General features: G+C 65.8%; 24 protein-coding genes and 1 pseudogene. 15 read left to right on the top strand and 10 right to left on the bottom strand.

Annotated features, from left to right (window positions below; genetic code table 11):
* Positions 1–119, top strand: a pseudogene (locus A5636_RS25650) (3-hydroxyacyl-CoA dehydrogenase); the annotation flags it as partial.
* Between the two features lie 501 nt (positions 120–620).
* Here the strand turns inward: A5636_RS25650 and A5636_RS27645 are convergent.
* Positions 621–752 carry a hypothetical protein gene (locus A5636_RS27645; protein ID WP_155763853.1) on the bottom strand — a complete coding sequence of 44 codons (132 nt, stop codon included), beginning with the start codon at positions 750–752 and terminating at the stop codon, positions 621–623.
* A 262-nt stretch (positions 753–1,014) separates the two neighbouring features.
* Here A5636_RS27645 and A5636_RS16720 point away from each other — a divergent pair, with 262 nt between their 5' ends.
* Both A5636_RS16720 and A5636_RS16715 read left to right on the top strand, forming a co-directional pair.
* Positions 1,015–3,375, top strand: a complete 2,361-nt coding sequence (locus A5636_RS16720; protein ID WP_065159758.1) for an MMPL family transporter — start codon at positions 1,015–1,017, stop codon at positions 3,373–3,375.
* Positions 3,368–4,003 (top strand): class I SAM-dependent methyltransferase, encoded by a 636-nt coding sequence (locus A5636_RS16715; RefSeq protein WP_065159757.1) that lies wholly within the window; start codon positions 3,368–3,370, stop codon positions 4,001–4,003. The genes A5636_RS16720 and A5636_RS16715 overlap by 8 nt, the downstream gene beginning before the upstream one ends.
* A gap of 407 nt (positions 4,004–4,410) precedes the next feature.
* Here A5636_RS16715 and A5636_RS16710 read toward each other — a convergent pair whose 3' ends face one another.
* Positions 4,411–5,268 (bottom strand): DUF559 domain-containing protein, encoded by an 858-nt coding sequence (locus A5636_RS16710; protein ID WP_065159756.1) that lies wholly within the window; start codon positions 5,266–5,268, stop codon positions 4,411–4,413.
* Between the two features lie 89 nt (positions 5,269–5,357).
* The gene (locus A5636_RS16705) at positions 5,358–6,080 is read right to left on the bottom strand and encodes an NAD-dependent deacylase (protein WP_065159755.1); all 723 of its coding nucleotides are present in this window, start codon (positions 6,078–6,080) and stop codon (positions 5,358–5,360) included.
* Between the two features lie 37 nt (positions 6,081–6,117).
* On the opposite strand from A5636_RS16705, the gene A5636_RS16700 reads away from it, so the two are divergent.
* Positions 6,118–6,483, top strand: coding sequence for a GntR family transcriptional regulator (locus A5636_RS16700; protein WP_065159754.1), 366 nt, complete (start codon positions 6,118–6,120; stop codon positions 6,481–6,483).
* On the opposite strand, the gene A5636_RS16695 is transcribed toward A5636_RS16700, so the two are convergent.
* Entirely contained in the window at positions 6,480–7,310 is an 831-nt protein-coding gene (locus A5636_RS16695) for a class I SAM-dependent methyltransferase (RefSeq protein WP_065159753.1), read from the bottom strand. The genes A5636_RS16700 and A5636_RS16695 overlap by 4 nt on opposite strands.
* Positions 7,307–7,822, bottom strand: coding sequence for a DUF1697 domain-containing protein (locus A5636_RS16690; RefSeq protein ID WP_065159763.1), 516 nt, complete (start codon positions 7,820–7,822; stop codon positions 7,307–7,309). Before A5636_RS16690 ends, A5636_RS16695 begins: the two co-directional genes overlap by 4 nt.
* 55 nt (positions 7,823–7,877) lie before the next feature.
* On the opposite strand from A5636_RS16690, the gene A5636_RS16685 reads away from it, so the two are divergent.
* The 4 genes from A5636_RS16685 to A5636_RS16670 all read left to right on the top strand — a co-directional run bounded on the left by A5636_RS16685 (position 7,878) and on the right by A5636_RS16670 (position 9,316).
* Positions 7,878–8,321 (top strand): PPOX class F420-dependent oxidoreductase, encoded by a 444-nt coding sequence (locus A5636_RS16685; RefSeq protein WP_065159752.1) that lies wholly within the window; start codon positions 7,878–7,880, stop codon positions 8,319–8,321.
* Positions 8,322–8,330: 9 nt separating this feature from the next.
* Positions 8,331–8,513, top strand: a complete 183-nt coding sequence (locus A5636_RS16680) for a DUF5302 domain-containing protein (protein ID WP_065159751.1) — start codon at positions 8,331–8,333, stop codon at positions 8,511–8,513.
* Between the two features lie 78 nt (positions 8,514–8,591).
* On the top strand, positions 8,592–9,173 hold the full coding sequence (locus A5636_RS16675) for an HhH-GPD-type base excision DNA repair protein (protein WP_065159750.1): 582 nt from the start codon (positions 8,592–8,594) through the stop codon (positions 9,171–9,173).
* Positions 9,170–9,316: a hypothetical protein gene (locus A5636_RS16670; RefSeq protein WP_003875447.1), complete on the top strand. Its 147-nt coding sequence runs from the start codon at positions 9,170–9,172 to the stop codon at positions 9,314–9,316. Before A5636_RS16675 ends, A5636_RS16670 begins: the two co-directional genes overlap by 4 nt.
* A gap of 157 nt (positions 9,317–9,473) precedes the next feature.
* On the opposite strand, the gene A5636_RS16665 is transcribed toward A5636_RS16670, so the two are convergent.
* Complete coding sequence (locus A5636_RS16665) at positions 9,474–10,658, bottom strand: Rv1157c family protein (RefSeq protein WP_065159749.1); 1,185 nt, start codon at positions 10,656–10,658, stop codon at positions 9,474–9,476.
* A 56-nt stretch (positions 10,659–10,714) separates the two neighbouring features.
* Positions 10,715–11,542 carry a hypothetical protein gene (locus tag A5636_RS16660; protein WP_065159748.1) on the bottom strand — a complete coding sequence of 276 codons (828 nt, stop codon included), beginning with the start codon at positions 11,540–11,542 and terminating at the stop codon, positions 10,715–10,717.
* Between the two features lie 188 nt (positions 11,543–11,730).
* Here A5636_RS16660 and A5636_RS16655 point away from each other — a divergent pair, with 188 nt between their 5' ends.
* Positions 11,731–12,972, top strand: coding sequence for a mannosyltransferase (locus tag A5636_RS16655; RefSeq protein WP_065159761.1), 1,242 nt, complete (start codon positions 11,731–11,733; stop codon positions 12,970–12,972).
* Here A5636_RS16655 and A5636_RS16650 read toward each other — a convergent pair.
* The 3 genes from A5636_RS16650 to A5636_RS16640 all read right to left on the bottom strand — a co-directional run bounded on the left by A5636_RS16650 (position 12,929) and on the right by A5636_RS16640 (position 16,333).
* Complete coding sequence (locus A5636_RS16650; protein ID WP_065159762.1) at positions 12,929–14,341, bottom strand: serine hydrolase domain-containing protein; 1,413 nt, start codon at positions 14,339–14,341, stop codon at positions 12,929–12,931. The two genes, A5636_RS16655 and A5636_RS16650, sit on opposite strands and share 44 nt — an antisense overlap.
* A 59-nt stretch (positions 14,342–14,400) precedes the next feature.
* On the bottom strand, positions 14,401–15,957 hold the full coding sequence (locus A5636_RS16645) for an alpha/beta fold hydrolase (protein WP_065159747.1): 1,557 nt from the start codon (positions 15,955–15,957) through the stop codon (positions 14,401–14,403).
* A gap of 91 nt (positions 15,958–16,048) precedes the next feature.
* The gene (locus A5636_RS16640; RefSeq protein ID WP_065159746.1) at positions 16,049–16,333 is read right to left on the bottom strand and encodes a 4a-hydroxytetrahydrobiopterin dehydratase; all 285 of its coding nucleotides are present in this window, start codon (positions 16,331–16,333) and stop codon (positions 16,049–16,051) included.
* Positions 16,334–16,359: 26 nt separating this feature from the next.
* Here A5636_RS16640 and A5636_RS16635 point away from each other — a divergent pair, with 26 nt between their 5' ends.
* The 6 genes from A5636_RS16635 (at position 16,360) to typA (ending at position 25,488) form a co-directional block, all read left to right on the top strand.
* Positions 16,360–16,755, top strand: a complete 396-nt coding sequence (locus tag A5636_RS16635) for a (deoxy)nucleoside triphosphate pyrophosphohydrolase (protein ID WP_065159745.1) — start codon at positions 16,360–16,362, stop codon at positions 16,753–16,755.
* Between the two features lie 109 nt (positions 16,756–16,864).
* Positions 16,865–20,548: a nitrate reductase subunit alpha gene (locus tag A5636_RS16630; RefSeq protein WP_065159744.1), complete on the top strand. Its 3,684-nt coding sequence runs from the start codon at positions 16,865–16,867 to the stop codon at positions 20,546–20,548.
* A gap of 1 nt (position 20,549) precedes the next feature.
* On the top strand, positions 20,550–22,172 hold the full coding sequence (narH, locus tag A5636_RS16625) for a nitrate reductase subunit beta (RefSeq protein WP_065159743.1): 1,623 nt from the start codon (positions 20,550–20,552) through the stop codon (positions 22,170–22,172).
* The gene (gene narJ, locus A5636_RS16620; RefSeq protein ID WP_065159742.1) at positions 22,169–22,825 is read left to right on the top strand and encodes a nitrate reductase molybdenum cofactor assembly chaperone; all 657 of its coding nucleotides are present in this window, start codon (positions 22,169–22,171) and stop codon (positions 22,823–22,825) included. Before narH ends, narJ begins: the two co-directional genes overlap by 4 nt.
* Positions 22,822–23,553, top strand: a complete 732-nt coding sequence (gene narI, locus A5636_RS16615) for a respiratory nitrate reductase subunit gamma (protein ID WP_065159741.1) — start codon at positions 22,822–22,824, stop codon at positions 23,551–23,553. The genes narJ and narI overlap by 4 nt, the downstream gene beginning before the upstream one ends.
* Positions 23,554–23,598: 45 nt before the next feature.
* Positions 23,599–25,488, top strand: a complete 1,890-nt coding sequence (gene typA / locus A5636_RS16610; RefSeq protein WP_065159740.1) for a translational GTPase TypA — start codon at positions 23,599–23,601, stop codon at positions 25,486–25,488.
* Positions 25,489–25,490: the final 2 nt, after the last annotated feature.

The following is a 25,490-nucleotide window of genomic DNA, read 5'->3' as shown; positions in this document are numbered from 1 at the left end:
GAGGCCGGTTGGGCGACCCCGACGAGTACGGCGCGCTGGCCGTGCACATCGTGGAGAACCCGATGCTCAACGGCGAGGTCATTCGGTTGGACGGCGCAATTCGGATGGCGCCACGCTAGCCGCGGGCCTTTCTGCGCCGAGACTGCGCTCAGATAGCGCCGCGCTGTCGCGAGCCTTTCTGCGCCGAGACTGAACTCAGATGGCGCCGCGCTCGCCGCGGGCCTTTCGGCGCCGAGACTGCGCTCAGAGCGCGATTCCTAGCGTTTCCGCGACCTGGCTACAGTTTCGGCGCCACCGTTACAGTCTCGGCGTCACCGCTGCAGTCTCGGCGTCACCGCTGCAGAATCGCCGTCACCTCTGCATTCTCGCCGTCACCGCTGCAGTCTCGCCGTCACCGCTACAGTCTCGACGCCACCGCTGCAGTCTCGGCGTCACCTCTAAAGTCTCGCCGTCACCTCTAAAGTCTCGGCGTCACCTCTAAAGTCTCGCCGCCGACGAAAAAGCCCCCCGCCAGAGGCGGGGGGCTCACACCGAAGACATCGGGTGCGCTAGCGACGGAACCACCGCGTGGCGGTCGGTTCGGCCATCAGTAATCGTGCAATTACGCCCATGGGGTTACCTCAGCTCGCTGTCGGCAGGGGTTGCCAGTCTTCGAACTGCTCCGAGCACTCACCCTCGACGAGCATGTCGCCGTGGTAGAGAGCTTCGAAGTCAGCCTTGATGACGTCGGCACTCGTGTCGTCGATCCACATGACACTGAGCGTAAAAGCCAGCATTAAGGATTCGGTGAGTCACGATTCGGAAAATGATGGCAATTCCTACCGACGGGTAGGTTGCCGTCGCGACGGCCGAGATTACCCATTTCGGCGCAAGCTGAACCATATGGGCTCGATACCCGTAATCAGGACGCGGACGCTGTTCGACATCTGTACGTTAGCGTTGGTAAATAGCGTGAATTTCTAAGGCCGCGGCAGCCCCTCGGGACGGGTCTGAACCGTGGTGGAGGGACACAAAATGCTGCAGTGGATCGCCCGACTGGCTCTCGCGGCACCACGGCGAATCATCGGCATTGCCCTCCTGGTCTTCGTCGCCGCCGCGATCTTCGGCATCCCGGTCGCCAAGAGCCTGTCGCCGGGCGGTTTTCAGGACCCGGACTCCGAGTCCGCTCACGCCATCGCCGTGTTGACCGAGAAGTTCGGACAAAGCGGGCAGCAGATGCTGATCCTGGTCACCGCGCCCGAAGGGGCCCGAAGCGACCAGGCGCGCACTGTGGGCACCGACCTCGCCGAGCAGCTGAGTCGCTCACCGCTGGTGTACAACGTGTCCTCGGCCTGGACAGCGCCGCCGCAAGCCGCTGCCGATCTGATCAGCAAAGACGGTAAATCGGGACTGATCGTCGTCAACATCAAGGGTGGCGAGAACGACGCGCAAAAGAACGCCCAAACGCTGTCCGATCAGATCGTGCAGGACCGACCCGGGGTGTCGGTCCGCGCCGGCGGTTCTGCCATGGAGTACGCCCAGATCAACAAGCAGAATCAAGCCGACCTGCTGGTCATGGAGATGATCGCGATTCCGTTCAGCTTCCTGGTGCTGGTCTGGGTGTTCGGTGGGTTGCTGGCGGCGGCATTGCCGATGGCGCTGGGCGCCTTGGCTGTCGTCGGGTCGATGTCGGTCCTGCGGCTGGTCACCTTCACCACCGAGGTGTCGATCTTCGCGCTCAACCTGAGCACCGCGCTCGGTCTAGCGCTGGCCATCGACTACACATTGCTGATCATCAGCCGCTATCGCGACGAGTTGGCGGAGGGCTGTGACCGGGAGGAGGCGCTGATCCGGACGATGGCCACCTCCGGTCGCACCGTGCTGTTCTCGGCGGTCACCGTGGCCCTCTCCATGGCCGCGACTGTGGTCTTCCCGATGTACTTCCTCAAATCGTTCGCTTACGCGGGGGTCGCGACGGTCGCCTTCGTGGCAACCGCGTCAATCGTGGTCACGCCGGCAGCCATCGTGCTGATGGGTTCCCGGCTCGACGCGTTCGACGTGCGGCGCCTGGCACGCCGGATATTGCGCCGACCCGAGCCTGTGCACAAGCCGGTCGAGCAGCTGTTCTGGTACCGGTCGAGCAAGTTCGTGATGCGGTATTGGCTCCCGGTCGGTGGTGCCGTCATCGCGCTGCTGCTCCTGCTCGGGCTGCCCTTCGTCTCGGTGAAGTGGGGATTCCCGGACGACCGGGTGTTGCCGGAGTCGGCGTCGTCGCATCAGGTTGGCGACGAGCTGCGCGATAACTTCTCGCGTGATTCGGCGACCTCGGTGCCGATCGTCATCCCGGACGTTCGCGGTGTGAGCCCCGCGGACCTCGATAGCTACGCGGCCGACCTCTCGAAGGTTCCCGATGTGGCCGCCGTCTCCGCGCCGAGTGGGACGTTCATCGGCGGCAAGGCCGCGGGCCCGCCCGTCGGGGCCACCGGAATCAAGGACGGCAGCGCATTGCTCACGGTGAGCAGCACCGCGCCGCTGTTCTCTTCGGCGTCGGACAACCAGCTCAAACGACTGCACCAGGTGGCGCCGCCGGCCGGGCACTCGGTGGAGATGGCGGGTGTCGCGCAGGTCAACCGCGACAGCGTCGACGCGGTGACAGACCGATTGCCGCTGGTGCTCGGCCTGATGGCCGTGGTCACGTTCGTCCTGCTGTTCCTGCTGACCGGCAGCGTAGTGCTGCCGCTGAAGGCGCTGGTACTGAATGTGCTCTCATTGACGGCCGCATTCGGTGCGCTGGTGTGGATCTTCCAGGACGGCCATCTCGGTGCCATGGGAACCACCCCCAGCGGGACCCTGGTGGCGAACATGCCCGTGCTGTTGTTCTGCATCGCGTTCGGGCTGTCGATGGACTACGAGGTCTTCCTGGTCTCTCGGATTCGCGAGTACTGGTTGGCGTCGGGCGCGGCGCGGCCGGCCACACCCACTCCACAGGAGGCGCACGCGGCCAACGACGAAAGCGTCGCACTCGGGGTGGCGCGCACCGGCCGGGTGATCACCGCGGCCGCGTTGGTCATGTCGATGTCGTTCGCCGCGCTGATCGCCGCGCATGTGTCGTTCATGCGGATGTTCGGGTTGGGCCTGACGCTCGCCGTGATCGCGGATGCCACGCTGGTGCGCATGGTGCTGGTCCCGGCCTTCATGCATGTGATGGGCCGTTGGAACTGGTGGGCGCCCAAGCCGATGGTATGGCTGCACGAGCGGTTCGGCATCAGTGAAAGCGGTGCCGCCGAAGGGTCCGACACCGCGGGGCGAACCATTGGAAGCCAGTCCGGCGGAGCCCCGGTTCGTAGCGGACGCAACGGGCAGGAGATCCACGCTTCGGTGACGCGTAATGGTTGAGTCGGCAAAGGTCGAGAATCCGTTCTTCGCACGGGTTTGGCCCGTGGTGGCCGCGCACGAAGCTGAGTCGGTGCGCGCCCTGCGCCGGGAGAACCTGGCCGGACTGTCCGGTCGGGTGCTCGAAATCGGCGCGGGCAGCGGGACGAACTTCGCTTATTACCCGGACACCGTCACTCAGGTCGTCGCCGTTGAGCCTGAGCCGCGGTTGGTGGCCAAGGCGAGGGCCGCGGCGGCGGCCGCGCCGATACCGGTCGAGGTGACCAGCGTCGCGGTTGAGGAGTTCAGCGACCAGGATGCGTTCGACGTGGTGGTTTGCTCGCTGGTGTTGTGCTCGGTGCACGACCAGGTCGCGGTGCTGCGGCGACTGCGCGAATTGTTGCGTCCCGGCGGGGAACTGCGCTTCCTCGAGCACATAGCCAGCGGCGGTGGGCGCGGCCGGCTGCAACGGTTGGCGGACGCCACGATCTGGCCGCGCATGTTGGGAAACTGCCACACGCACCGCCATACCGAACGCGCGATCGTCGACGCGGGCTTCGAGATCGTTGAATCCCGGCACGAATGGACGTTGCCAGCGTGGGCGCCGCTGCCCGTGTCAGAGTTGGCGCTGGGGCGCGCGCGAAGGAAGTGAGCCTGCGGTCGCCGTCATGAGCCTGGGCCAATACGTCGAACCTGCAGGTGCCGCGCGAAAGGCGCCGAAACTGTAGCCACTGCCTCGAGCCTGCGGGTACCGCCTCGAGCCTGAGGGTGTTGCGCCGAAACTGTAGCCACCGCCTCGAGCCTGCGGGTACCGCACCGAAACTGTAGCCACTGCGCGTTTACGCCGCGGATTGCGCTGTGGGCGCAGGCTCGATGCGCTCACTACAGGTTCGACGCCCTCACCGTAGGTTCGACGCCCTCGCCGCACACTCGATGCCCCCGCCACACACTCGACGCCCCCACCGCAGACTCGATCCCCTCACCACACACTCGACGCCCTCACCGCACACTCGATGCGCTCACCGCAGGTTCGACGCCCTCACCGCACACTCGACGCCCTCACCGCGCACTAGATGCTCGGTAATCCAGCGCATCTCGAACGCGACGAACAATCTCGGCCGGGCGGTCGGTGACCAGCACCCGAATGACAATCCAGCCGAGTCGCTCGAGGTCCTCGCTGCGTCGGACGTCTTTCTGGTACTGCCAGCGGTCGGTTCGATGGTGCTCGCCGTCGTACTCGACGGCGACCATGGTGTCCTCCCAACCCATGTCGAGGTAGTACCGACGCGCGTCATCGGGGGCGACGACCGGGATTTGGGTGGTCGGACGGGGCAGACCGGCCTGGATCAGCAAGAGCCGCAAAGACGTTTCTCGAGGCGACTGCGAACCGGTGTCCACGAGTTCCAGCGCGGATTCCAGCTGTCTGAGCCCACGCGCGCCGCGGTGGCGTTCGGCAACGCCAATGACGTCCCGCACTTTGGTGCTTGTCGTCGCAAGCAACGCATCGAGCTGGGGTATCGCGCTGTCGAGCGGTTCACGGCGTCCGATATCGAAAGCCGTGCGGGCCGGTGTTGTCACGGGCAGGCCGGCAACGACGACGGTCTCATCGGCTGCAAGCCGGATGTCATAGGTCTGGACCCCCGGCGGCGGCCTGAGATTCGACCAGGCCAACTCGACAGGTCGATCCTCGTCCACCCAGCGCGACCCATGCCAGGCGGCTGCGGTCAGACCGGCGACCACCCCCCGTCGACGGGACCACAGCCAGGCGGCCAACGTGCGTTGCCGCAGTGACGGCTGCTGGTCGCGACGCATGTAGACGTCGGGCAGCAGTGCACGAAATCGCGAGCGCAGCTGACTTGGCCGCAGTATCCCGCCGGCAATAGCTTCGCTGCCGATGAACGGATCGTCGCCAACCATGACGGCAGGATGCTCGTCCGCGCGGCCTCACGCGTGCCGAAATTCCTCGACGCTCACCGGGCTGTGGAACAAACGCGATCTGTGTGGCTCTACTTCAGCAGCGCCGGCAGCCGGTCCAGCAGCCCGGGCAACGCCGTGCTGGCCGACTCCCGGATGCTGAGCGTGACGCTGCTGGTCAACGGGGTGGGCTCGGGATTGACCTCGATCACCGGTATGCCGCGCGCGACGGCGAGCTCGGGCAGCCCGGCGGCCGGGTAGACCACGGCCGAGGTGCCGACCACCACCACCAGATCGGCGTTCTCGGTCGCCTGGACGGAGCTCTGCCACGGCCCCTGCGGCAACATCTCGCCGAACCACACGATGTCCGGCCGGATCAGCCCGCCGCAGGGACACACCGGCGGCTCCACCTCGATCACGGCTTCCGTCATCACCGGCAAGGCCTCGTGGTAGTGCACACCGCAACGCGCGCAACGAAATTCGAACAAACTCCCGTGCAGGTGATGGACGGTGGCACTGCCGGCGCGCTCGTGCAGGTCGTCGACGTTCTGGGTCACCACGGTGACTTCAGCTACTTCCGGATGGCTCTGCCACGCCGCGATCGCTCGGTGTCCGTCGTTGGGCTGAACATCGGCGACCAGGTAGTGGCGCCACAAATACCAACCCCAGACCCGTTCGGGGTTGCGTTCCCAGCCCTGAACACTGGACAACTCATAGGGATCGAAATTGGCCCACAGGCCGTTCTTGTCGTCGCGAAAGGTCGGTACTCCGCTTTCGGCGGAGATGCCCGCGCCGCTAAGCACCACCACTCGCATCCCACAAACATAGCGGCGCTTGGGCAATACTGGGTATGTGGAGTTGCGCGATTTGTTGAAGGTCGACGTGAAGGCAGGCAAGCCGCTGTTCGACCAGCTCAGAACCCAGGTGATCGACGGTGTCCGCGCGGGCTCGCTGCCCCCCGGCACCCGGCTGCCGACCGTGCGCGACCTGGCCGGCCAGCTCGGCGTGGCCGCCAACACCGTGGCCCGCGCCTACCGCGAACTCGAGTCCGCAGCCGTCGTCGAAACGCGCGGACGCTTTGGCACTTTCATCTCCCGCTTCGATCCCACCGATGCCGCGATGGCAGCTGCCGCCAAGGAATACGTCGAAGTCGCCCGTGCTCTAGGGCTCACCAAGTCCGACGCGATGCGCTACCTCACGAATGTCCCGGACGATTAGAACTCCAGCAACGTAAGGTTCGGCCGCACCGGATCCAACAGCGGAACGCTGTAGATGGCCGACATCGCAGTGTTGAGCAGTAGGCCGCGCCCGGGCGGCAGGTGTATATCGCGGACGGCGCTGACTCCCGGCACGATATTCAATAGATTTGCGGCCTCGCTGACCGACAGGCTGAAAGGCATCGTCGGCACCGTGTAGCGCAGTGAGGTGCGCAAGCCGAGCCGAGTCCACATGCTGAACCACCGCGGCGGCAGATCGAACATCATCTGGCCACCGGGAAAGCGTTTGGCGCACTCGGTGATCAGCTCCATGGATTGTTCGGGCTGCAGATACATCAGCAGCCCCTCGGCGGTGATGAACACGCCGTCGGACGGGTCGACGGCATCCATCCAGCTGTAGTCCAACGCCGATTGCGCGCGCACCGCGATCCGCGGCGACCCCGGCAGCAAACGCGCCCGGATGTCGACAATAGGCTCCAAATCTACTGTCAGCCAACGGAATTGGCTATCGGGCAGCGCCGCGTCCAAACGCCAGAAGCTGGTCTGCAGGCCTTCGGCCAACGCCACCACCGTCGCCGACGGGTGGGCCCTCAGATAGGACTCGGCCGCTTTGTCGAACGCCCGCGCTCGCAGCGCGATGTCCTGACCGGTGCGGCCGAACTTCGCGAAATCGAAGTCGATCGCATCGACCAGGGCTACTGCCATCGGGTCCTCGATGATGGCGTCGGGTCGGCGTGCCTCGCTGGCTCTGGCGTTCAATGTCAACAGAGCGGTCTCGGAGACACCGGTGAGAGAGACTTTCTGCGGCGCGGATTCGGGCTCGCTCATTTCAGCACCTTAGCCAGGGTGCGCAGGTTGCGGGTGGTGGTCGACGCCTTGTACCGCTTCTTTCCCATTGTCTTGCCGATCGTGCTGTTAAGGGTGCTGCCCTTGGCCACCTGCCAGTAGATGACGCCCTCGCCGCGCTCGATTCGCTCCTTCGGTCCGGCGGGCAGGTCGCCGAGTTCGTCGAGCACGTCGGCATCGGTGACGAAGGTGACGTAGGACTGGTATCCGTCGACCTCCCGCTCGAAGGGAAACGTGCGATCGATGGCGCGCACCGTCTCGATGTCGTACGCGAGCACCCACGCGTCGTACCCGAAACGCTCGCGCAGCGCGGATTCAGCCTTGGTGCGCACCGTCGCGACATTCGAGTCCGACTCGAGCAGAACATTGCCGCTGGCCAGGATGGTGCGCACATTCTCGAATCCGACCTTGGTCAACGCGTCAGCCACCTCGGCCATCTTGAGGTTGACGCCGCCGACGTTGACACCCCGCAAGAATGCCGCGTACTCGGTCATGAACCGATTCCAGCAGCCCATCGGCGAATGGTGCAACGCGACGTAGGCTTTCGGCATGGGACGCCAAGTCTTCGACGACAAGCTGTTGGCCGTGATCAGTTGCAACTCGATCGGGGTGCTGGCCACCATCAAGCGCGACGGACGCCCTCAATTGTCGAACGTGCAGTACCACTTCGACGCGCGGAGTCTGGTGCTGCAGGTCTCGGTCACCGAGCCGCGGGCCAAGACTCGCAACCTGCGCCGCGATCCGCGGGCATCCCTTCTCGTCGACGGCGACGACGGCTGGTCTTACGCGGTCGCCGAAGGTGTCGCTGAACTGACCCCGCCGGCAGCCGCGCCTGACGACGACACGGTTGAAGCGCTGATCACGTTGTATCGCAACATCGCTGGCGAACATCCGGACTGGGACGAGTACCGAGAAGCCATGGTCACCGACCGCCGGGTGCTGCTCACGCTGCCGATCTCGCATGTGTACGGCATGCCGCCGGGTAAGCGATAGGCTGCAGCCATGGCTGAATCGGACGACTTGGAAACGCCAGAAGACGAGAACAAGCGCAAGTTCCGTGAAGCGCTCGAACGCAAGAGCGCAAAGTCGGCTGGTGGCTCCGATCACAAGGACGGCGCCGGCAAGCAGTCCCGAGCGCACGGTGCCGCGGGCAACCGTCGGGAATTCCGCCGCAAGAGCGGCTAACGTGTTGCCGGGCAAGCAGATTCCTTTCTAATCTGATGCTCTGGCGGAGTGCTGGGCAGTCGGTTCTAAACTGAGGACGTGCCGAAACTTCAGCTCGTCCAAGAAACGGCCGCCGACGCTTTGCTGGACTCCAACCCCTTTGCGCTGCTGGTCGGCATGTTGCTCGATCAGCAGGTTCCGATGGAGACCGCGTTTGCGGGTCCGAAGAAGATCGCCGACCGGATGGGCGGTATCGATCCAGCCGAAATCGCGGACTACGACCCGGACAAATTCGCCGCTCTGTGCTCGGAAAAGCCTGCCATCCACCGCTTTCCGGGATCGATGGCCAAGCGCATCCAGACGCTCGCCCAGATCATCGTCGACCGGTACGACGGGGACGCCGCGGCATTGTGGACCGCCGGCGATCCGGACGGCAACGAGGTGCTGCGGCGGCTCAAAGCCCTGCCGGGCTTCGGCGAGCAGAAGGCTCGGATCTTTCTGGCTTTGCTAGGCAAGCAGTACGGCGTGACACCGACGGGCTGGCGGTCCGCGGCGGGCGAGTTCGGCAAAGCGGGCACACACATTTCCGTGGCCGACATCGTCGACGCCGAATCGCTGGGCCGGGTGCGGTCCTATAAGAAGCAGATGAAAGCTGAGGCCAAAGGAAAGGCGGCAACGTGAAGACACACATAACCTGCCCGTGCGGCGAGGCCATCGTGGGCAAGGACGAGGATGAACTGGTCGAGCTGACGCAGGCGCATCTCGCCAGCGTTCATCCCGGTCTGGAGTATGACCGGGACGCCATCCTGTTCATGGCCTACTAACCGTCGCCTGCCCTGCCGCGAGCGCGCGTGTCGGTACGAAGACACGCCGCGGACGGCGTACATTCGCGCGCGCTCGCGACGGCAATCTCGCGACGGCAATCTCGCGACGGCAATCTCGTGACGGCAATGGCGCTACGGCAATGGCGCGACGGCGGCGCTACGGCACTACCGTCGAGCCGATGGTGGGCATGAACTGGCACTGACGGTCTTTGGTGGTGACCTGACCGAAGATCGTCGACATGATGCTGCCCGAGCCGGTGTCGACGATCGCGGTCAGCGTGGTCGGTCCCTCCGCGTTGATGTCGGTGCGCGGCTTGAGGGTTGCCGTCCCGGACTTGCCGGTGGTCAGGTTCACCCAGGTGACATTCAGCGGCAATCGCTGCACATCCGCGGGGCCGGGAGTACCGACCGCGGTGAACACGTACGCGGTCTGGCCCGCGGCGGGACCTGGCGTGGGGATGGCGGCCGGTCCTGCCACCGATAGCGCGGTGGCCAGGGCGCTGGTTCCGTCGCCAAGGCAATTGGTGCCGATCGACGGGTACATGAAGTCCTGCGTGGGCGGGGCGTCCGGTCCGAAAGCCGGTGCCGCGGCCTCTGGCGCGGGCGCGGGAGCTGGAGCCGGTGCGGCGGCTTCCGGTGCCGGGGCCGGAGCCGCGGCCGGAGCTGGAGCGGGAGCCGCGGCGGGCGCCGCAGCCGGAGCGGGAGCTGCGGCGGGCGCCGGAGCCTGAGCTGGAGCCGCGGCGGGCGCCGGAGCGGCAACCGCCGCCGGAGCCGCCGAGGGGGCGGCGACGGGTGCAGGCGCCGGAGTAGCCGCGGCAGGGGCCGGTGCCGGTGCGGGTGCCGCGGGGGCCGGTGCGCCCGCGGGCGCCGGACCTGCCGCGTGGTTGGGATCTACGCCCGTCGGCAGATGCGGCAAGGTGCCGGGTTCGACGCCCGGCGGAGGAACGTGCGGCACGGGGGCCGCTTCCGGCGGCGTCGGCGCCACACCGGCCGCCGTTGCCGGTCCGCCGTGATGGGGCGTGCCGGCCACCGGAATCGACGGATCTGCCACGAACTGGTTGACCGACGTGGCGACGTTCTTGGCTTCGGGTGGCGCGGTCGGGTTGTGCGCGAACGCTTGAGCAGCCGCCATCAGCAGTTGCGTAGCCTGCGCCGGGTTGCCGGCCGCCTGCTGGATGATCGGGCTCAACTCGGCCAATGCTGGCAGCCCAGGGAGCTGTTGGGCGGGGTTGGGCGGCGGTGTCGCCGGGTCGGCTGCCGCGCTCGGACAAAGCGCGAACGCGGCAGCCGATGTGACGACGACTGCGGCCAAACCTTTGGACAGACTCCAAGTGCTTGCCACGGTATTTCTCTTCTCCCGTTATCGGTGGTGGTGGTTCAGCCGTCGGATGACGAGGCTCAGGGCAGTGCCGCGAGCAGCGTCTGGGGCGGTCCCGCGGGTGCCGGTGCGGTGGCGCCGGGTGCCGCGGGCGCGGTTCCCAAGCCCGGAATGCCCCCTGGAATGGCTGACGTCAGACTCGGCAGTGCCGCCTGAGCCAACCCCGGAAGGGCGGACGCCAGCCCTGGAAGCGCCGAAGCCGGAGCGGCGGGCGCCGCTGCCGCCGGTGCGGCAAGGCCAGGGATCGCCGACGCGAGGCCCGGAACCGCCGCTGCGGGCGCCGAGGCCGGAGTCACCGGCGCGGTGATCCCTGGGATCGGGGTGTTCACACCGGGAATCGAGGGAACCGCCGCCGGAGCCGGCGCAGCCGGAGCCGGAGCCGCAAGCGCCGGAAGCGGCGTGTTCACACCGGGAATGGCCGGCACCCCTGCGGGTGCGGGTGCTGGGGCGGCTGCCGCGGCCGGCGCGGTGATGCCCGGAATCGGCGTGTTCACACCCGGAATCGACGGAACCGACGCGGGAGCCGTAGCGGCGGCGGGCGCGGTTGCCCCCGGAAGCACCGAGGGCAGATTCAACCCGCCCGGGGTTGCCGGCACCGGGTCCGGCGCGCGAAGAATACCCTGCGGTGCCGGCGAAGTGCCCTGCGCCGGCGGGGTTGCACCCAGGGCAGTCGCCAGGTTCTGCAGAATCTGCGGTGCGTTGGCGGCCGAAGCGATCAGCTGCTGGGGGATGTCCGGTTGCGCGGGCGCGGGCGCGGGGTCGGCGTGGGCGATACCACCCGTCAGCAGCGCGGCGGACGAGCCGACCAATACAGCGGCGGCGCGTACGTAAGTCCAAATGGTTGGCATGACTCTCCCTGGTTGTTTCAACGGGCTATTCCAGGCCCCCACAGGACCTGAAGCCGAAGCTATCGCGGTACAGAAGTGACTCAAGTGACACGTGTGGCATTTATGCGATCGTTACCGATACGAGCGGCGGCAGTGACCGGCCACCAGGGATTCGTGTCCTGGCCGTGATCAACGGCCTGGCGCGCGACATGGTCGCTAAAGTCGGTCGAATCGACACCATCTCGGCCGCCGCGGCGGCACCCGCCCGCAAGACAGCCCTAGCCGCGCCGCTGCTGATCCTCAGCGTCCTGGCGCGTTTCGCCTGGACCTATTTCGCGCCCAACGGCGCCAACTTTGTGGACCTGCACGTCTACGTAGGCGGCGCGGCGGCGCTCAACCATCCCTGGTCCCTCTACAGCTACGTCTACGCCGACCAGACGCCGGATTTCCCGCTGCCGTTCACCTATCCGCCGTTCGCTGCCGTCGTCTTCTACCCGCTGCACGTGGTGCCCTTCGGCCTGCTCGCCTTCATCTGGCAGGCCGCGACCGTGGCGGCGTTGTACGGCGTGGTGCGCATCAGCCAGCGACTGATGGGCACGGACGCCGACCGCCGCGCCGCCATGCTGTGGACGGCGGTCACCATTTGGATCGAGCCGCTGCGCAGCAACTTCGATTACGGCCAGATAAACGTGTTTCTGGTGCTGGCGGTGTTGTACGCGGTCTACACCACCCGCTGGTGGCTGTCGGGGACGCTGGTCGGTGTCGCGGCCGGCGTCAAGCTGACCCCTGCGATCGCCGGGGTGTATCTGCTTGGGGCCCGCCGGTGGTCCGCGGCGTTGTTCGCGCTGTCGACGTTTCTGGTCACCATCGGGATATCGCTGCTCGTCGTCGGCGACCAGGCGCGGTACTACTTCACCGACCTACTGGGCGATGCCCACCGAGTCGGGCCGATCGCCACCTCGTTCAATCAGTCCTGGCGCGGCGCGATTTCGCGCATCGTGGGTTACGACGCGGGGTACGGGCCGCTGGTTCTGCTGGCGATCGGTGTCACGCTGGTGCTGGCGGTGCTGGCCTGGCGAGCGCTCGAAGCGTCCGACCTGCTCGGCAGGCTGCTTGTGGTCGAAATGTTCGGCCTGCTGCTGTCGCCGATTTCGTGGACGCACCACTGGGTGTGGCTGGTGCCGCTGATGATGTGGCTGCTACACGGGCCGCTGCGGAAACGACTCGGCGCCAAGGTCCTGGGCTGGGGCTGGCTGGTGCTCACTGTGATCGGCGTGCCGTGGTTGCTGAGCTTTGCACAGCCGACCATCTGGGTGATCAGTAGACCGTGGTACCTGGCGTGGGCGGGGCTGGTGTACGTGCTGGCGACACTGGCCACGCTGGGCTGGATTGCCTTGCCGCACCGCGCTACTCGCGCCGGAACAGCCGCCCGTGATTGCGGAACCAAATGATGTTGCCGACTTGGTCGCGAACGAAATTCGAACGGGTGCCCACCGGCTTGCCGTCCGGCCCGAGATCAAGCCCGTAGTCGGGCCGGTAGAACGCCAGACCCATCGGGGTACCGCGTTCAGTCGGGTCGGCCGAGCCCATCGTGCCGTCAAGCTGGCCCGCCCCTGCTCGAAAATTGATGACCGCGCGTTCCACATTGCCGGATTCCGGGATGAACTCGGCGACGTACCGGCCTTCGTATGGCGCGAGATCGCCGGCGCTGCGGCGCTGCACCGTCGCGGGCAGGTTGCCTACGCCGGCAAACCGGCGCAATGCCCAGTCGTCGGCGAAGAGGTCGATGTTGAGTTGTGCTCCGCCTTCGGAATTCGTCAGCAGCGTCATCGCGAAATCACGGGCCGGCACCATCAAGAAGCCGGAACGCTGGCCGTTCCATGTCCCGCCGTGCTGGACGATCAACTTGTCCTCCGCCGATGGCCGCAGCATCCAGGCCACACCCATTCCGGTCAGTTCGACCTGTAATGTGCCGCCGGCACCGGGATTGGCGCGCATCGACTGCAACGCCTGCTGGCTGAGCAGTCGCGTGCCGTCGGGTGTCGTGCCGTCGCCGAGGTGAAACCGCGCGTAGCGCAACTGGTCTCGTACATTAGATATCAGTCCACCGGTGGGGTTGCAGCTGCGCGGAAATGCCCAGAAGCTTTGTTCTACAACAGGTTTTCCCTCGACGACGTCATGTGGTGCGGCCACGCTGAGGCCTGACAACTGGTCGGAGGAGAAATGGGTATGTCCCAATTGCAATGGGTCGAGCAGCAGCCTCTGCACCGCTGACTCGTAGGTCGTACCCGAGACCACCTCGACGATCCGGCCTGCGACCGCCAATCCCGCGTTGTTGTAGGCGAATACCGCACCGGGCGGGCTGAGTTGCGGTAGCCGGGCCAGCGAGCCGACGTAGCGGGCCAGCGCGTCGTCGCCGCCGCCGAAATCCTGCACGTCGTCACCCATCCAACCGGAGGTGTGGTTGAGTAGCTGGCGCAACGTCACCGCGGCGCTCACCTCAGGGTCGGCGACGGCGAAGTCGGGCAGGTATCGGCGCACCGGGGCGTCCAGCACCACCTTGCCCGCATCCACCAGCCTCATGATCGCGGTGCCAGTGAATGTCTTTGTGGTGGAGCCGATCCGGAAAACGGTATCGCCGTCAACAGGAGTCGGCTGGTCGACACTGGTGACGCCGTAGCCCTTGACGTATTCCTGCCCGCCGGCCCAGACGCCGACGGCCACACCAGGAATCCCGTACGTTTTCATGCCGGCGGTGATTTTGGCGTCGAGTTCGTCGAACACCGTCGGCCTGGCCGGCTTGGCCGGCGAACATGACATGGCGGCAGCCGCCGCGCCAACAACGGCGCCGCCAAGCACGGTGCGACGAGTTACCGCGGTCACGGCGGCGGCGGGTTGACGGCGAACGTCGGTGGCAGCGTCCTGCCGACGCAACTGGTGTCGGGGCGCTGCGGGTCGTTGAAGAACGACGCGATGACGGCCGCGCCGCAGGGATCGGCATAGATGCCGTGGGCGGCACCCGGGACCGTTACCGAAATGGCGTGCGGAAGACGCTGCGCCACATACTGTCCCGACGCAGCGCCGGTCTGTCCGTCGTAACTGCCGGACAGCGCCAACGCCGGCATGGTGGCGTCGCTGATCCCGCGCACCCAATCCGACGCCTTGGGCACATTCCATGCCTGGCAGGCCTGCCGCAGGAAGGGCAGCTGCGGTGCCTGGGCGCGCACCGAATCGGGCAGCGCGGCGAAAACCTGTCGCGCGGCGCGGTTTTGGTCCTCAGCGGAGTCGAACGGCACCCATTCGCTGCACCAGATGCTCAGCGTCAGGCCCCAGCCCATGACCCCGACCTTGGCCGGGTTCACCCAGGCCATGGCCCATTGCTTAGCGGTCCGCGTGGGGTTGCCGTGCGCGAGTTCGTCGATCGCGGCGGGCATCTCGGCCGGAAGATGCGTTGCCATCGGAACGAACCAGTTCAGCAGCGCACCACCGTCCAACACGATCTTTGTGTCGCCGGCCCCCTCGACATTGACCGAGGTGGTCACCGGGTGCGCCTCGAGTTCGTTCACCAACCGCACGAATGTGTCGCCGAGGTTGGGATAGCGCGCCTGGCAATCCGGTTGCACGGTGCACGCGCTCATCATGTTGTCGAACGCTTCCCGTGCGCTGCTCCAAGTCCAACTCGGGCTCGCGATCGAGGGCGGTGTCATCCCGTCGAGCACCAGCGACCGGATGGCCGGCCCGTCTAGGCGCGAGTAGATCAATGCCAGGTCGGTGCCATAGGAGTGAGAGAACAGATTCCACTGCGTCACGTGCAGGGCGTTGCGCAGATCGACGAGATCGTAGGCGCTTTCGGTGGAGTTGAACGCTGCCAGGTCGGCAGTACCGGCCAACCGGTCATGGCACGTCTTGGCTGCCTGCACGTATTCGGCTCCGGTGCCGGGCGCGTCGTACACCAAGCCCACTCGGCGGCTGAAGAAGTTATCGATTTCCGGGCAGGTCAGCGCCGGTTGCGAGGAATGGTTGCCGCGTTGCGCGAGCAGGATCAGGTCCCGGTTGCGATTGAGGTCCACGTCCTGGGCGATCGGCGGATCCATGATGGCGTCCTCGCCGGGGCCGCCGGTGACGAAGACGATCGGGTCGGGCGCGGCGGGTTGCGTCTGTGCCGGAATGACGGCGACCGCCAACCGTAATGTCCGCCCGCCGGGCTTGGTGCGATTCTCGGGCACGACAAGTGTGGCGCACTGCGCCCGCTGCAGTTCGGGCGCCGGGTGTGGCAACGTCGGGCAGGGGCCCGGCTCGTACTTCACCGCGGGGTGGGCGACCGTAGTAGGCGCTCCCGAGGCCGGCGGTCCCGATGCCGGTGGGCCCGAATGAGAGCACGCGGTGCCGGCGGCTGCGAACAAGATCGCGATGGTCAACCGCAACGAGAGCGTCATCGCGGATCACCCTATCGTCGCCAACCCAACCTGGTTGCGGTTTTCGGCCCGGGATTTCGCCGTGTGGTTCGACTCGCGTAGCGGCGCCGGCTCAGTTACCGACGATGCCGTTGATGTCCCTGGCCATATCGATGTCTTTTTGCGTAATACCGTTCTCCGAGTGCGTCACCAGCGCGAATGTGACTGTCCGCCAACGGATATCGATGTCCGGATGGTGATCTTTGGCTTCGGCGTGCTCGCCCACCCGGCGCACCGCGTCGATACCGGCCAGAAACTCCGGAAACTTGATCGACCGCCGCAGGGCTCCGTCGACACGCTCCCAGCCGTCGAGTTCGGGCAAAGCGGCGTCTACTTGCTCATCCGATAACACAGCCATACCTCGAAGGTATACCGTCACTGGCCATGCCGACCCAGATCGTCGTCGCCGGAGCGATCATCCGCGACCACACGGTATTGGTGGCGCAACGGGCCCGTCCCCCGGAATTGGCGGGCCGGTGGGAACTCCCCGGCGGCAAGGTCGCAGCCGATGAAACCGAACCCGCCGCACTGGCCCGGGAACTGGCTGAGGAACTGGGACTCGAGACGAGCGACGTCGCGGTGGCGGGACGCCTGGGCGGGGACGTGGCGGTCTCGGCCACGATGACGCTGCGGGCCTACCGCGTACGCCTGCTCGGCGGCCAACCACAGCCACACGACCACCACGCGTTGCGGTGGGTGACTGCGGCCGAGCTTGATGAGGTCGACTGGGTGGCCGCCGATCGAGCCTGGCTACCCGACCTGCTTCGCGCTCTGTCCTGACGAATTCCACAGTCCGTCTACAGCAAACATCCAGGCCCGCTGAAGGTAGCCGACGTCAACTGTTGAGAAGGGCAACTTAAAACGATGCGTTGATGACGAGGAGGCATCCTTGACTGTGACGCCGCATGCCGGTGGACACCTCGAGGAATTGTTGGCACGCAGCGGGCGCTTCTTCACCCCGGGCGAGGTATCGGACGACGTGCGCACCGTTTTTCGACGCGGCGGCCGCGAGGGTGACGTGTTCTACCGCGACCGATGGAGCCACGACAAGGTCGTGCGGTCCACCCACGGGGTGAACTGCACCGGATCGTGTTCGTGGAAGATCTACGTCAAGGACGGGATCATCACCTGGGAAACCCAGCAGACCGATTACCCCTCGGTCGGGCCGGATCGTCCCGAATATGAGCCGCGGGGATGCCCGCGCGGAGCTTCCTTCTCCTGGTACAGCTATTCGCCCACCCGGGTCCGCTACCCGTACGCCCGTGGCGTGCTGGTGGAGATGTACCGCGAAGCCAAGGCCCGCCTCGGCGACCCGGTGCTGGCGTGGGCCGACATTCAAGCCGATCCGCAGCGTCGGCGCCGTTACCAGCAGGCCCGCGGCAAGGGTGGGTTGATCCGGGTGAGCTGGGCTGAGGCAACCGAGATGATCGCGGCGGCACACGTGCACACCATCAAGACCTACGGTCCGGACCGGGTCGCCGGCTTCACTCCGATCCCGGCGATGTCGATGGTCAGCCACGCCGCGGGCTCGCGGTTCATCGAGCTGATCGGCGGCGTCATGACATCCTTCTACGACTGGTATGCCGACCTTCCGGTGGCCTCGCCGCAGGTGTTCGGCGATCAGACCGACGTGCCGGAATCCGGGGACTGGTGGGACGCCTCCTACCTGGTCATGTGGGGCTCCAACGTGCCGATCACCCGAACCCCCGACGCGCACTGGATGGCCGAGGCCCGCTACCGCGGCGCCAAAGTCGTTGTGGTCAGCCCGGATTACGCCGACAACACCAAATTCGCCGACGAGTGGATACGCTGCGCCGCAGGCACCGATACCGCCCTGGCGATGGCGATGGGTCACGTCATCCTCTCGGAATGCTATGTGCAGAACCAAGTTCCGTTCTTCACCGACTACGCATGCCGCTACACCGATCTGCCCTTCCTGATCAAGCTGGAAAGCCGCGGCGAGCGGTTGGTGCCGGGGAAATTCCTGACCGCAGCCGACATTGGTGAGGAAGTAGAGAACTCAGCCTTCAAGCCCGCCCTGCTGGATCAGGCCACCGACACCGTGGTAATCCCACAGGGCTCCCTGGGGTTCCGGTTCGGTGAAGACGGGGTGGGCAAATGGAACCTCGATCTGGGTGCGGTGGACCCGGCGCTGAGCGTCGAAAGTGCGGACGGCACCGCCCAACTCGTCGACCTGCCCAGCTTCGACACCGTCGACGGTCATGGTCAGACCGTATCGAGGGGTGTACCGGTGCGCCGGGTCGGGAAGCATCTGGTGTGCACGGTGTTCGATCTGATGCTGGCCCAATACGGGGTGCGGCGCGACGGGTTGCCCGGCGACTGGCCGAGTGGTTACGACGATGCGACACAGCAGAACACGCCGGCATGGCAGGAACCGATCACCGGGGTGCCTGCCGCACAGGCTATCCGGGTGGCCAAGGAATTCGCCCGTAACGCCGAAGAATCCGGCGGCCGATCCATGGTGATCATGGGCGGCGGGATCTGCCATTGGTTCCACAGCGATGTGATGTACCGATCGGTACTGGCGCTGCTCCTGTTGACCGGGTCGATGGGACGCAACGGCGGTGGCTGGGCACATTACGTGGGTCAGGAGAAAGTCCGCCCGCTGACCGGATGGCAGACCATGGCGAACGGCGCGGACTGGGCGCGGCCGCCCCGCCAGGTGCCCGGCGCCTCGTACTGGTATGCCCACACCGACCAGTGGCGTTACGACAGCTACGGCGCGGAGAAGCTGACCAGCCCGCTGGGCCGCGGTCGGTTCGCCGGCAAACACACCATGGACCTGATCGCCTCGGCGACGGCGATGGGCTGGAGCCCGTTCTATCCACAGTTCGACCGATCCAGCCTCGACGTCGCCGACGAGGCAGACGCGGCCGGCCGCGAGGTCGACGAGTATGTCGCTGAGCAACTGGCCGAACGCAAACTCAAACTCGCGGTGACTGATCCGGACAACCCCGTCAACTGGCCGCGGGTGCTCACGGTGTGGCGAGCCAACCTGATCGGCTCATCGGGCAAGGGTGGCGAGTACTTCTTGCGGCACCTGCTGGGTACCGACTCCAACATCCAGGCCGAATCGCCCGCCGACGGTGTCAAACCACAGAATGTCCTGTGGAACAACGATATTCCCGAGGGCAAGCTTGACTTGATGATGTCGATCGACTTTCGGATGACGTCGACGACGCTGGTGTCCGACGTGGTGTTGCCCGCCGCCACCTGGTACGAGAAAGCGGACCTGTCCAGCACCGACATGCACCCCTACGTGCATGCTTTCAGCCCCGCAATCGATCCGCCGTGGGAAACCCGTTCTGACTTCGACGCTTTCGCGGCGATCGCGCGCACCTTCAGCTTGCTGGCCCGACGCCACCTCGGCACCCGCTCCGACGTGGTGTTGACCGCGCTGCAGCACGACACCCCGGATGAAATGGCCTATCCCGATGGGGCCGAACGCGATTGGTTGCAGACCGCAGAGGAACCGATTCCCGGCCGGACGATGAGCAAGATCACCGTCGTCGAGCGTGACTACACCGCGATCTACGACAAGTGGTTGACCCTGGGGCCGCTCGTGGAAAAGTTCGGCATGACCGTCAAGGGTTACACGGTCCACCCGTTCCGCGAGGTAACCGAGCTGGCAAGCAAATTCGGGGTGATGAATTCCGGTGCTGGCGCGGGGAGGCCGGCGATCACCACCGCGCAGCGAATGGCCGACACGATTCTTGCCCTGTCCGGGACCTGTAACGGACGCCTGGCCGTAGCGGGTTTCCTGGAACTGGAGAAGCGCACTGGGCAGCGATTGGTGCAATTGGCCGAAGGCAGCGAGGAAAAGCGCATCACCTATGCCGACACCCAGGCGCGTCCGGTCCCGGTGATCACCAGTCCGGAGTGGTCGGGCAGCGAAACTGGTGGGCGCCGATACGCCCCCTTCACCATCAACATCGAGCACCTCAAGCCGTTTCACACCCTGACCGGTCGGATGCATTTCTATCTCGCCCACGACTGGATCGAAGAACTCGGCGAACAACTGCCGGTGTATCGACCGCCGTTGGACATGGCCCGGCTGTTCGACCAACCTCGACTGGGACCCACTGACGACGGCATCGGGCTCACTGTGCGGTATTTGACGCCACACTCCAAATGGTCGTTCCACTCCACCTACCAGGACAACCTGTACATGCTCTCCTTGTCGCGGGGCGGGCCCACCATGTGGATGAGTCCGGGTGACGCAGCCAAAATCGAAGTGCGCGACAATGATTGGGTTGAAGCCGTCAACGCCAACGGCATCTTTGTGTGCCGGGCCATCGTCTCGCACCGGATGCCCGACGGCGTGGTGTTCGTCTATCACGTGCAGGAGCGCACCGTCGACACCCCGCGCACCGAAACCAACAACAAGCGCGGCGGCAACCACAACGCGTTGACCAGGGTGCGCATCAAGCCCAGTCACCTGGCTGGCGGCTACGGGCAGCACACTTTCGGATTCAACTATCTCGGTCCCACCGGCAACCAGCGTGACGAGGTTACCGTGGTGCGCCGGCGCAGCCAGGAGGTCACGTACTGACATGAAGGTAATGGCGCAGCTGGCGATGGTGATGAACCTCGACAAATGCATTGGCTGCCACACCTGCTCGGTGACGTGCAAGCAGGCTTGGACCAATCGTTCGGGTACCGAGTACGTGTGGTTCAACAACGTCGAAACCCGCCCGGGCGTAGGTTATCCCCGCACCTACGAGGACCAGGAGCGGTGGCGCGGGGGATGGGTGCGTGACGACAAAGGGCGGCTGCGGTTACGCGACGGCGGCCGGCTGCAGAAGTTGCTGCGCATTTTCGCCAACCCCAACCTGCCGACCATGGACGACTATTACGAGCCGTGGACCTACGACTACGAAAACCTGACGCGAGCGCCGGCCGGGGATACCTTCCCGACGGCGGCGCCCCGCAGCCAGCTCACCGGCGAGCCGATGAAGGTGTCATGGGGCTCCAATTGGGACGACAACCTCGCCGGCTCAACCGAAATCGTGCCCGAGGACCCGATCTTGAAGAAGATCGGCGACGAAGTTCGGTTGAAGCTCGAAGAGACCTTCATGTTCTACCTGCCGCGAATCTGCGAACACTGCCTCAACCCCTCGTGCGTCGCCTCGTGCCCGTCGGGAGCGATGTACAAGCGCAGCGAAGACGGCATCGTGCTGGTGGACCAGGACCGCTGCCGGGGCTGGCGGATGTGTGTTTCCGGATGTCCCTACAAGAAGGTGTATTTCAACCACCAGACCGGCAAGGCCGAGAAGTGCACGATGTGCTATCCGCGCATCGAAGTCGGCTTGCCCACGGTGTGCTCGGAAACCTGCGTCGGACGGCTGCGTTACCTCGGGCTGGTGCTCTACGACGTGGACCGGGTGCTGGAAGCGGCGTCGGTGGAGAACGACACCGATCTCTATCCGGCGCAGCGACGAGTCTTTCTGGATCCCCATGACCCCGAAGTGATTGCCGGCGCGCGGGCGGAGGGCATTTCCGAGGAATGGATCGACGCTGCGCAACGCTCGCCGGTTTACGCGCTGATCAACACGTACCAGGTGGCTCTACCGCTTCATCCGGAATACCGCACCATGCCGATGGTCTGGTACATCCCACCGTTGTCGCCTGTGGTCGATGCCGTCAGCCAGGGTGGGCACGACGGGGAGGATCTGGGCAATCTGTTCGGCGCTTTGGAGGCGTTGCGCATCCCGATCCAATATCTCGCCGAGTTGTTCACCGCGGGTGACACCCAGGTGGTGGCCGGAGTGCTTCGGCGCCTGGCCGCGATGCGGTCCTACATGCGCGATATCAACCTGGGCCGGGAAACGCAGCCGCACATCCCGCACGCAGTCGGGATGACCGAGGAGCAGATCTACGAGATGTACCGGTTGCTCGCCATCGCGAAATACGAAGAGCGATACGTGATCCCGACCGCCTATTCGGCGGAGGTGCCCGCCGCCGCGCTTACCGAAGAGATGGGCTGCTCGTTGTCGTTCGAGGGCGGGCCCGGGATGTACGAGTCGGGCCCATTCGGTCAGGACAGCGGTACGCCGGTGCCGGTCGCGGTGGAGAGTTTCCACGCGACTCGGCAGCGACAGACGAATCTGCTGAATTGGGACAGTAGGGCCAAACCGGTCGGGTTGTTTCCGGAATCGAAGCGGGTCGACAAGTGAAACTGTTGTCCCGCAACAAACAACGCACGCACACCATGCACGATCGCCTGGTGTGGCAGGCGGCGTCGCTGCTGTTGGCCTATCCCGACGAGAATCTATCGCGGCGTCTGGACACCGTCGACGACCTGTTGGGTCACCTCGACGAGCCGGCACGCAAACTGCTCGGACAAACGGCCGAGCGGCTACGTTCCTACGAAACGCTCAATGCGGCAATCGATTACGTCGAAACATTCGACATGCGTCGACGTGCCACCATGTACCTGACCTACTGGACCGCCGGCGATACCCGTAACCGGGGCCGCGAAATGCTGGCCTTCGCCAATGTCTACCGCGACGCCGGGGTGGAACCGCCGGGCGGCGAGGCGCCCGATTATCTGCCCGTTGTGCTGGAATTCGCCGCCACCGTCGACCCGGAGGCCGGCCGCCGTGTACTGGTCGAGCACCGCACCCCGATCGATGTGCTGGGCAAGGCGCTGGTCGATGCCCAATCACCCTACCGACACGTGGTGGCGGCGGTGTGCATGACTCTGCCGGCAGCTACCGACCAAGACCTGCGCCGGGCGCAGCGTCTTGCCCAGGCCGGTCCACCTGCGGAAGCGGTTGGCCTGCAACCGTTTACCCTGACCGTTCCGCCCAAGCGAGGTTCGGCATGACCCTGCTGCAGATCTTCTGGGACGACGCACCATATGTCGTGCTGGCCATCGCGGTCGTCGGCACCTGGTGGCGGTACCGCTACGACAAGTTCGGCTGGACCACGCGTTCGTCGCAGATCTACGAATCGAGGCTGTTGTCGATCGGCAGTCCGCTGTTCCACTTCGGCAGTCTCGCGGTCATCATGGGGCACATCAGCGGTCTGTTCATTCCGGAGTCCTGGACCAGGGCGATCGGGATGAGCGATCACCTCTATCACCTGCAGGCGCTGATGCTAGGCGCCCCGGCCGGTTTCGCCACCCTGCTCGGCATCGGGCTGCTCATCTATCGGCGCCGCACCAGCGGACCGGTTCGATCGTCCACCACACGCAACGACAAGCTCATGTATGTGGTGCTGGTGTGTGCACTGGTGGCCGGATTGAGTTGCACCCTGATGGGCGCAACGCACTTCGGTGAACTGCACGACTACCGGCAGAAGGTGTCGGTGTGGTTCCGCTCGATCTGGATCCTCGAACCCCGCGGGGACCTGATGGCCCATGCCGCGGCGTACTACCAGATTCACGTGCTGATCGCGCTCACCCTGTTCGCGCTGTGGCCCTTCACCCGCCTGGTGCATGCCTTCAGCGCGCCGTTCGCCTACGTGTTCCGGCCCTACATCGTCTACCGCAGCCGTGACGTGGCGGGCCGTAATCAGCTGGTCGGCTCCACGCCGCGTCGCCGCGGTTGGTAACGCTCAGTTCGCTTATTCACCGCTTCCGCTGCCACAATCACCGACGTGCCATTTCGTAATGTCGCCATTGTCGCCCACGTCGACCATGGCAAAACCACCCTCGTCGACGCGATGCTGCGGCAGTCCGGCGCCCTGACCCACCGCGGCGACGACACCCAGGAACGCATCATGGACAGCGGTGACCTGGAGCGGGAAAAAGGCATCACCATCCTGGCCAAGAACACCGCCGTGCACCGCCACAACGGCGACGGAACGGTCACCGTGATCAACGTGATCGACACCCCGGGTCACGCCGACTTCGGCGGTGAGGTGGAACGCGGCCTGTCCATGGTGGACGGGGTGCTGCTGCTGGTCGACGCGTCGGAGGGGCCGCTGCCGCAGACACGGTTCGTGCTGCGCAAAGCGCTGCAGGCACATCTGCCGGTGATCCTCGTCGTCAACAAGACCGACCGGCCCGACGCCCGCATCGGTGAGGTCGTCGACGCCAGCCACGACCTGCTGCTCGACGTGGCATCGGACCTGGACGACGAGGCGGCCGCGGCTGCCGAGCACGCGCTGGGACTGCCGACCCTTTACGCATCCGGGCGCGCCGGCATTGCCAGCACCGAGCAACCCGACGATGGCCAGGCACCCGTCGGGGACAACCTCGACCCGCTGTTCGACGTATTGATGGAGCACATTCCCGCGCCCATGGGGGATCCCGAGGCCCCGCTGCAGGCCCTGGTCACCAACCTCGACGCATCACCGTTCCTCGGCCGGCTCGCGTTGATCCGCATCTACAACGGCAAGCTGCGCAAGGGCCAGCAGGTGGCCTGGATGCGCGAGGTGGACGGCGTGCCCGTAATCACCAGCGCCAAGATCACCGAGTTGCTGGCGACCGAGGGCGTGGACCGCGCCCCCACCGACGAAGCGGTCGCGGGCGACATCGTGGCGGTGGCGGGATTTCCCGACATCATGATCGGCGACACGCTGGCCGACCCCGACCACGCCCACGCCTTGCCGCGCATCACCGTCGACGAACCCGCCATTTCGGTCACGGTCGGCACCAACACCTCGCCGTTGGCCGGCAAGGTCTCCGGCCACAAGCTGACCGCCCGGATGGTTCGCAGCCGTCTCGACACCGAACTGGTGGGCAACGTGTCCATTCGCGTCGTCGACATCGGCCGGCCGGACGCGTGGGAGGTGCAAGGGCGGGGCGAGCTCGCGCTGGCCGTGCTGGTCGAGACGATGCGCAGGGAGGGCTTCGAGCTCACCGTCGGCAAACCGCAGGTGGTGACCAGGACCATCGACGGCAAGCTGCACGAGCCGTTCGAGGCGATGACGATCGATTGTCCCGAAGAGTTCGTCGGCGCGATCACTCAGCTGATGGCCGGACGCAAAGGCCGGATGGAGGAGATGACCAACCATGCCGCAGGGTGGGTCCGGATGGATTTCATCGTGCCCAGCCGTGGCCTGATCGGTTTCCGTACCGACTTCCTCACCCTCACCCGCGGCACCGGCATCGCCAACGCGGTCTTCGACGGCTACCGGCCGTGGGCCGGCGAGATCCGCGCCCGGCACACCGGTTCGCTGGTGTCGGACCGCTCCGGCGTCATCACGCCGTTCGCGCTCCTGCAACTCGCCGATCGCGGCCAGTTCTTCGTCGAGCCCGGCCAGGACACCTATGAGGGCATGGTCGTGGGCATCAACCCACGTCCCGAGGACCTCGACATCAACGTCACCCGCGAGAAGAAGCTGACCAACATGCGGTCCTCGACTGCTGACGTGATGGAGACGCTGGCAAAGCCGCTCGAGCTGGACCTGGAACGCGCCATGGAGTTCTGCGCGCCCGACGAGTGTGTCGAGGTGACGCCGGAGGTCGTGCGGGTCCGCAAGGTGGAGCTGGACGCTACGTTGCGCGCCCGTGCCAAGGCACGCGCGAAGGCGCGCGGGTAGGC

It is taken from the genome of Mycobacterium asiaticum (assembly GCF_001673315.1).
GTDB lineage: Bacteria > Actinomycetota > Actinomycetes > Mycobacteriales > Mycobacteriaceae > Mycobacterium > Mycobacterium asiaticum_B.
Note: the sequence above shows the minus strand (reverse complement) of the source record. Positions and strands in the feature narration are given on the sequence as shown.

What these genes read in the sequence shown, in the direction of transcription:
- A5636_RS16635 (WP_065159745.1), top strand. Translation starts at nt 16,360, where the DNA reads ATGCCGACCCAGATCGTCGTCGCCGGAGCGATCATCCGCGACCACACG.
- A5636_RS16685 (WP_065159752.1), top strand. Translation starts at nt 7,878, where the DNA reads ATGGGACGCCAAGTCTTCGACGACAAGCTGTTGGCCGTGATCAGTTGC.
- A5636_RS16640 (WP_065159746.1), bottom strand. Translation starts at nt 16,333, where the DNA reads ATGGCTGTGTTATCGGATGAGCAAGTAGACGCCGCTTTGCCCGAACTC.
- A5636_RS16660 (WP_065159748.1), bottom strand. Translation starts at nt 11,542, where the DNA reads ATGCCAACCATTTGGACTTACGTACGCGCCGCCGCTGTATTGGTCGGC.
- A5636_RS16655 (WP_065159761.1), top strand. Translation starts at nt 11,731, where the DNA reads ATGGTCGCTAAAGTCGGTCGAATCGACACCATCTCGGCCGCCGCGGCG.
- A5636_RS27645 (WP_155763853.1), bottom strand. Translation starts at nt 752, where the DNA reads ATGTGGATCGACGACACGAGTGCCGACGTCATCAAGGCTGACTTCGAA.
- A5636_RS16720 (WP_065159758.1), top strand. Translation starts at nt 1,015, where the DNA reads ATGCTGCAGTGGATCGCCCGACTGGCTCTCGCGGCACCACGGCGAATC.
- A5636_RS16715 (WP_065159757.1), top strand. Translation starts at nt 3,368, where the DNA reads ATGGTTGAGTCGGCAAAGGTCGAGAATCCGTTCTTCGCACGGGTTTGG.
- narH (WP_065159743.1), top strand. Translation starts at nt 20,550, where the DNA reads ATGAAGGTAATGGCGCAGCTGGCGATGGTGATGAACCTCGACAAATGC.
- A5636_RS16645 (WP_065159747.1), bottom strand. Translation starts at nt 15,957, where the DNA reads ATGACGCTCTCGTTGCGGTTGACCATCGCGATCTTGTTCGCAGCCGCC.
- A5636_RS16705 (WP_065159755.1), bottom strand. Translation starts at nt 6,080, where the DNA reads ATGCGAGTGGTGGTGCTTAGCGGCGCGGGCATCTCCGCCGAAAGCGGA.
- A5636_RS16680 (WP_065159751.1), top strand. Translation starts at nt 8,331, where the DNA reads ATGGCTGAATCGGACGACTTGGAAACGCCAGAAGACGAGAACAAGCGC.
- A5636_RS16710 (WP_065159756.1), bottom strand. Translation starts at nt 5,268, where the DNA reads ATGGTTGGCGACGATCCGTTCATCGGCAGCGAAGCTATTGCCGGCGGG.
- A5636_RS16695 (WP_065159753.1), bottom strand. Translation starts at nt 7,310, where the DNA reads ATGAGCGAGCCCGAATCCGCGCCGCAGAAAGTCTCTCTCACCGGTGTC.
- narI (WP_065159741.1), top strand. Translation starts at nt 22,822, where the DNA reads ATGACCCTGCTGCAGATCTTCTGGGACGACGCACCATATGTCGTGCTG.
- A5636_RS16650 (WP_065159762.1), bottom strand. Translation starts at nt 14,341, where the DNA reads ATGTCATGTTCGCCGGCCAAGCCGGCCAGGCCGACGGTGTTCGACGAA.
- A5636_RS16690 (WP_065159763.1), bottom strand. Translation starts at nt 7,822, where the DNA reads ATGACCGAGTACGCGGCATTCTTGCGGGGTGTCAACGTCGGCGGCGTC.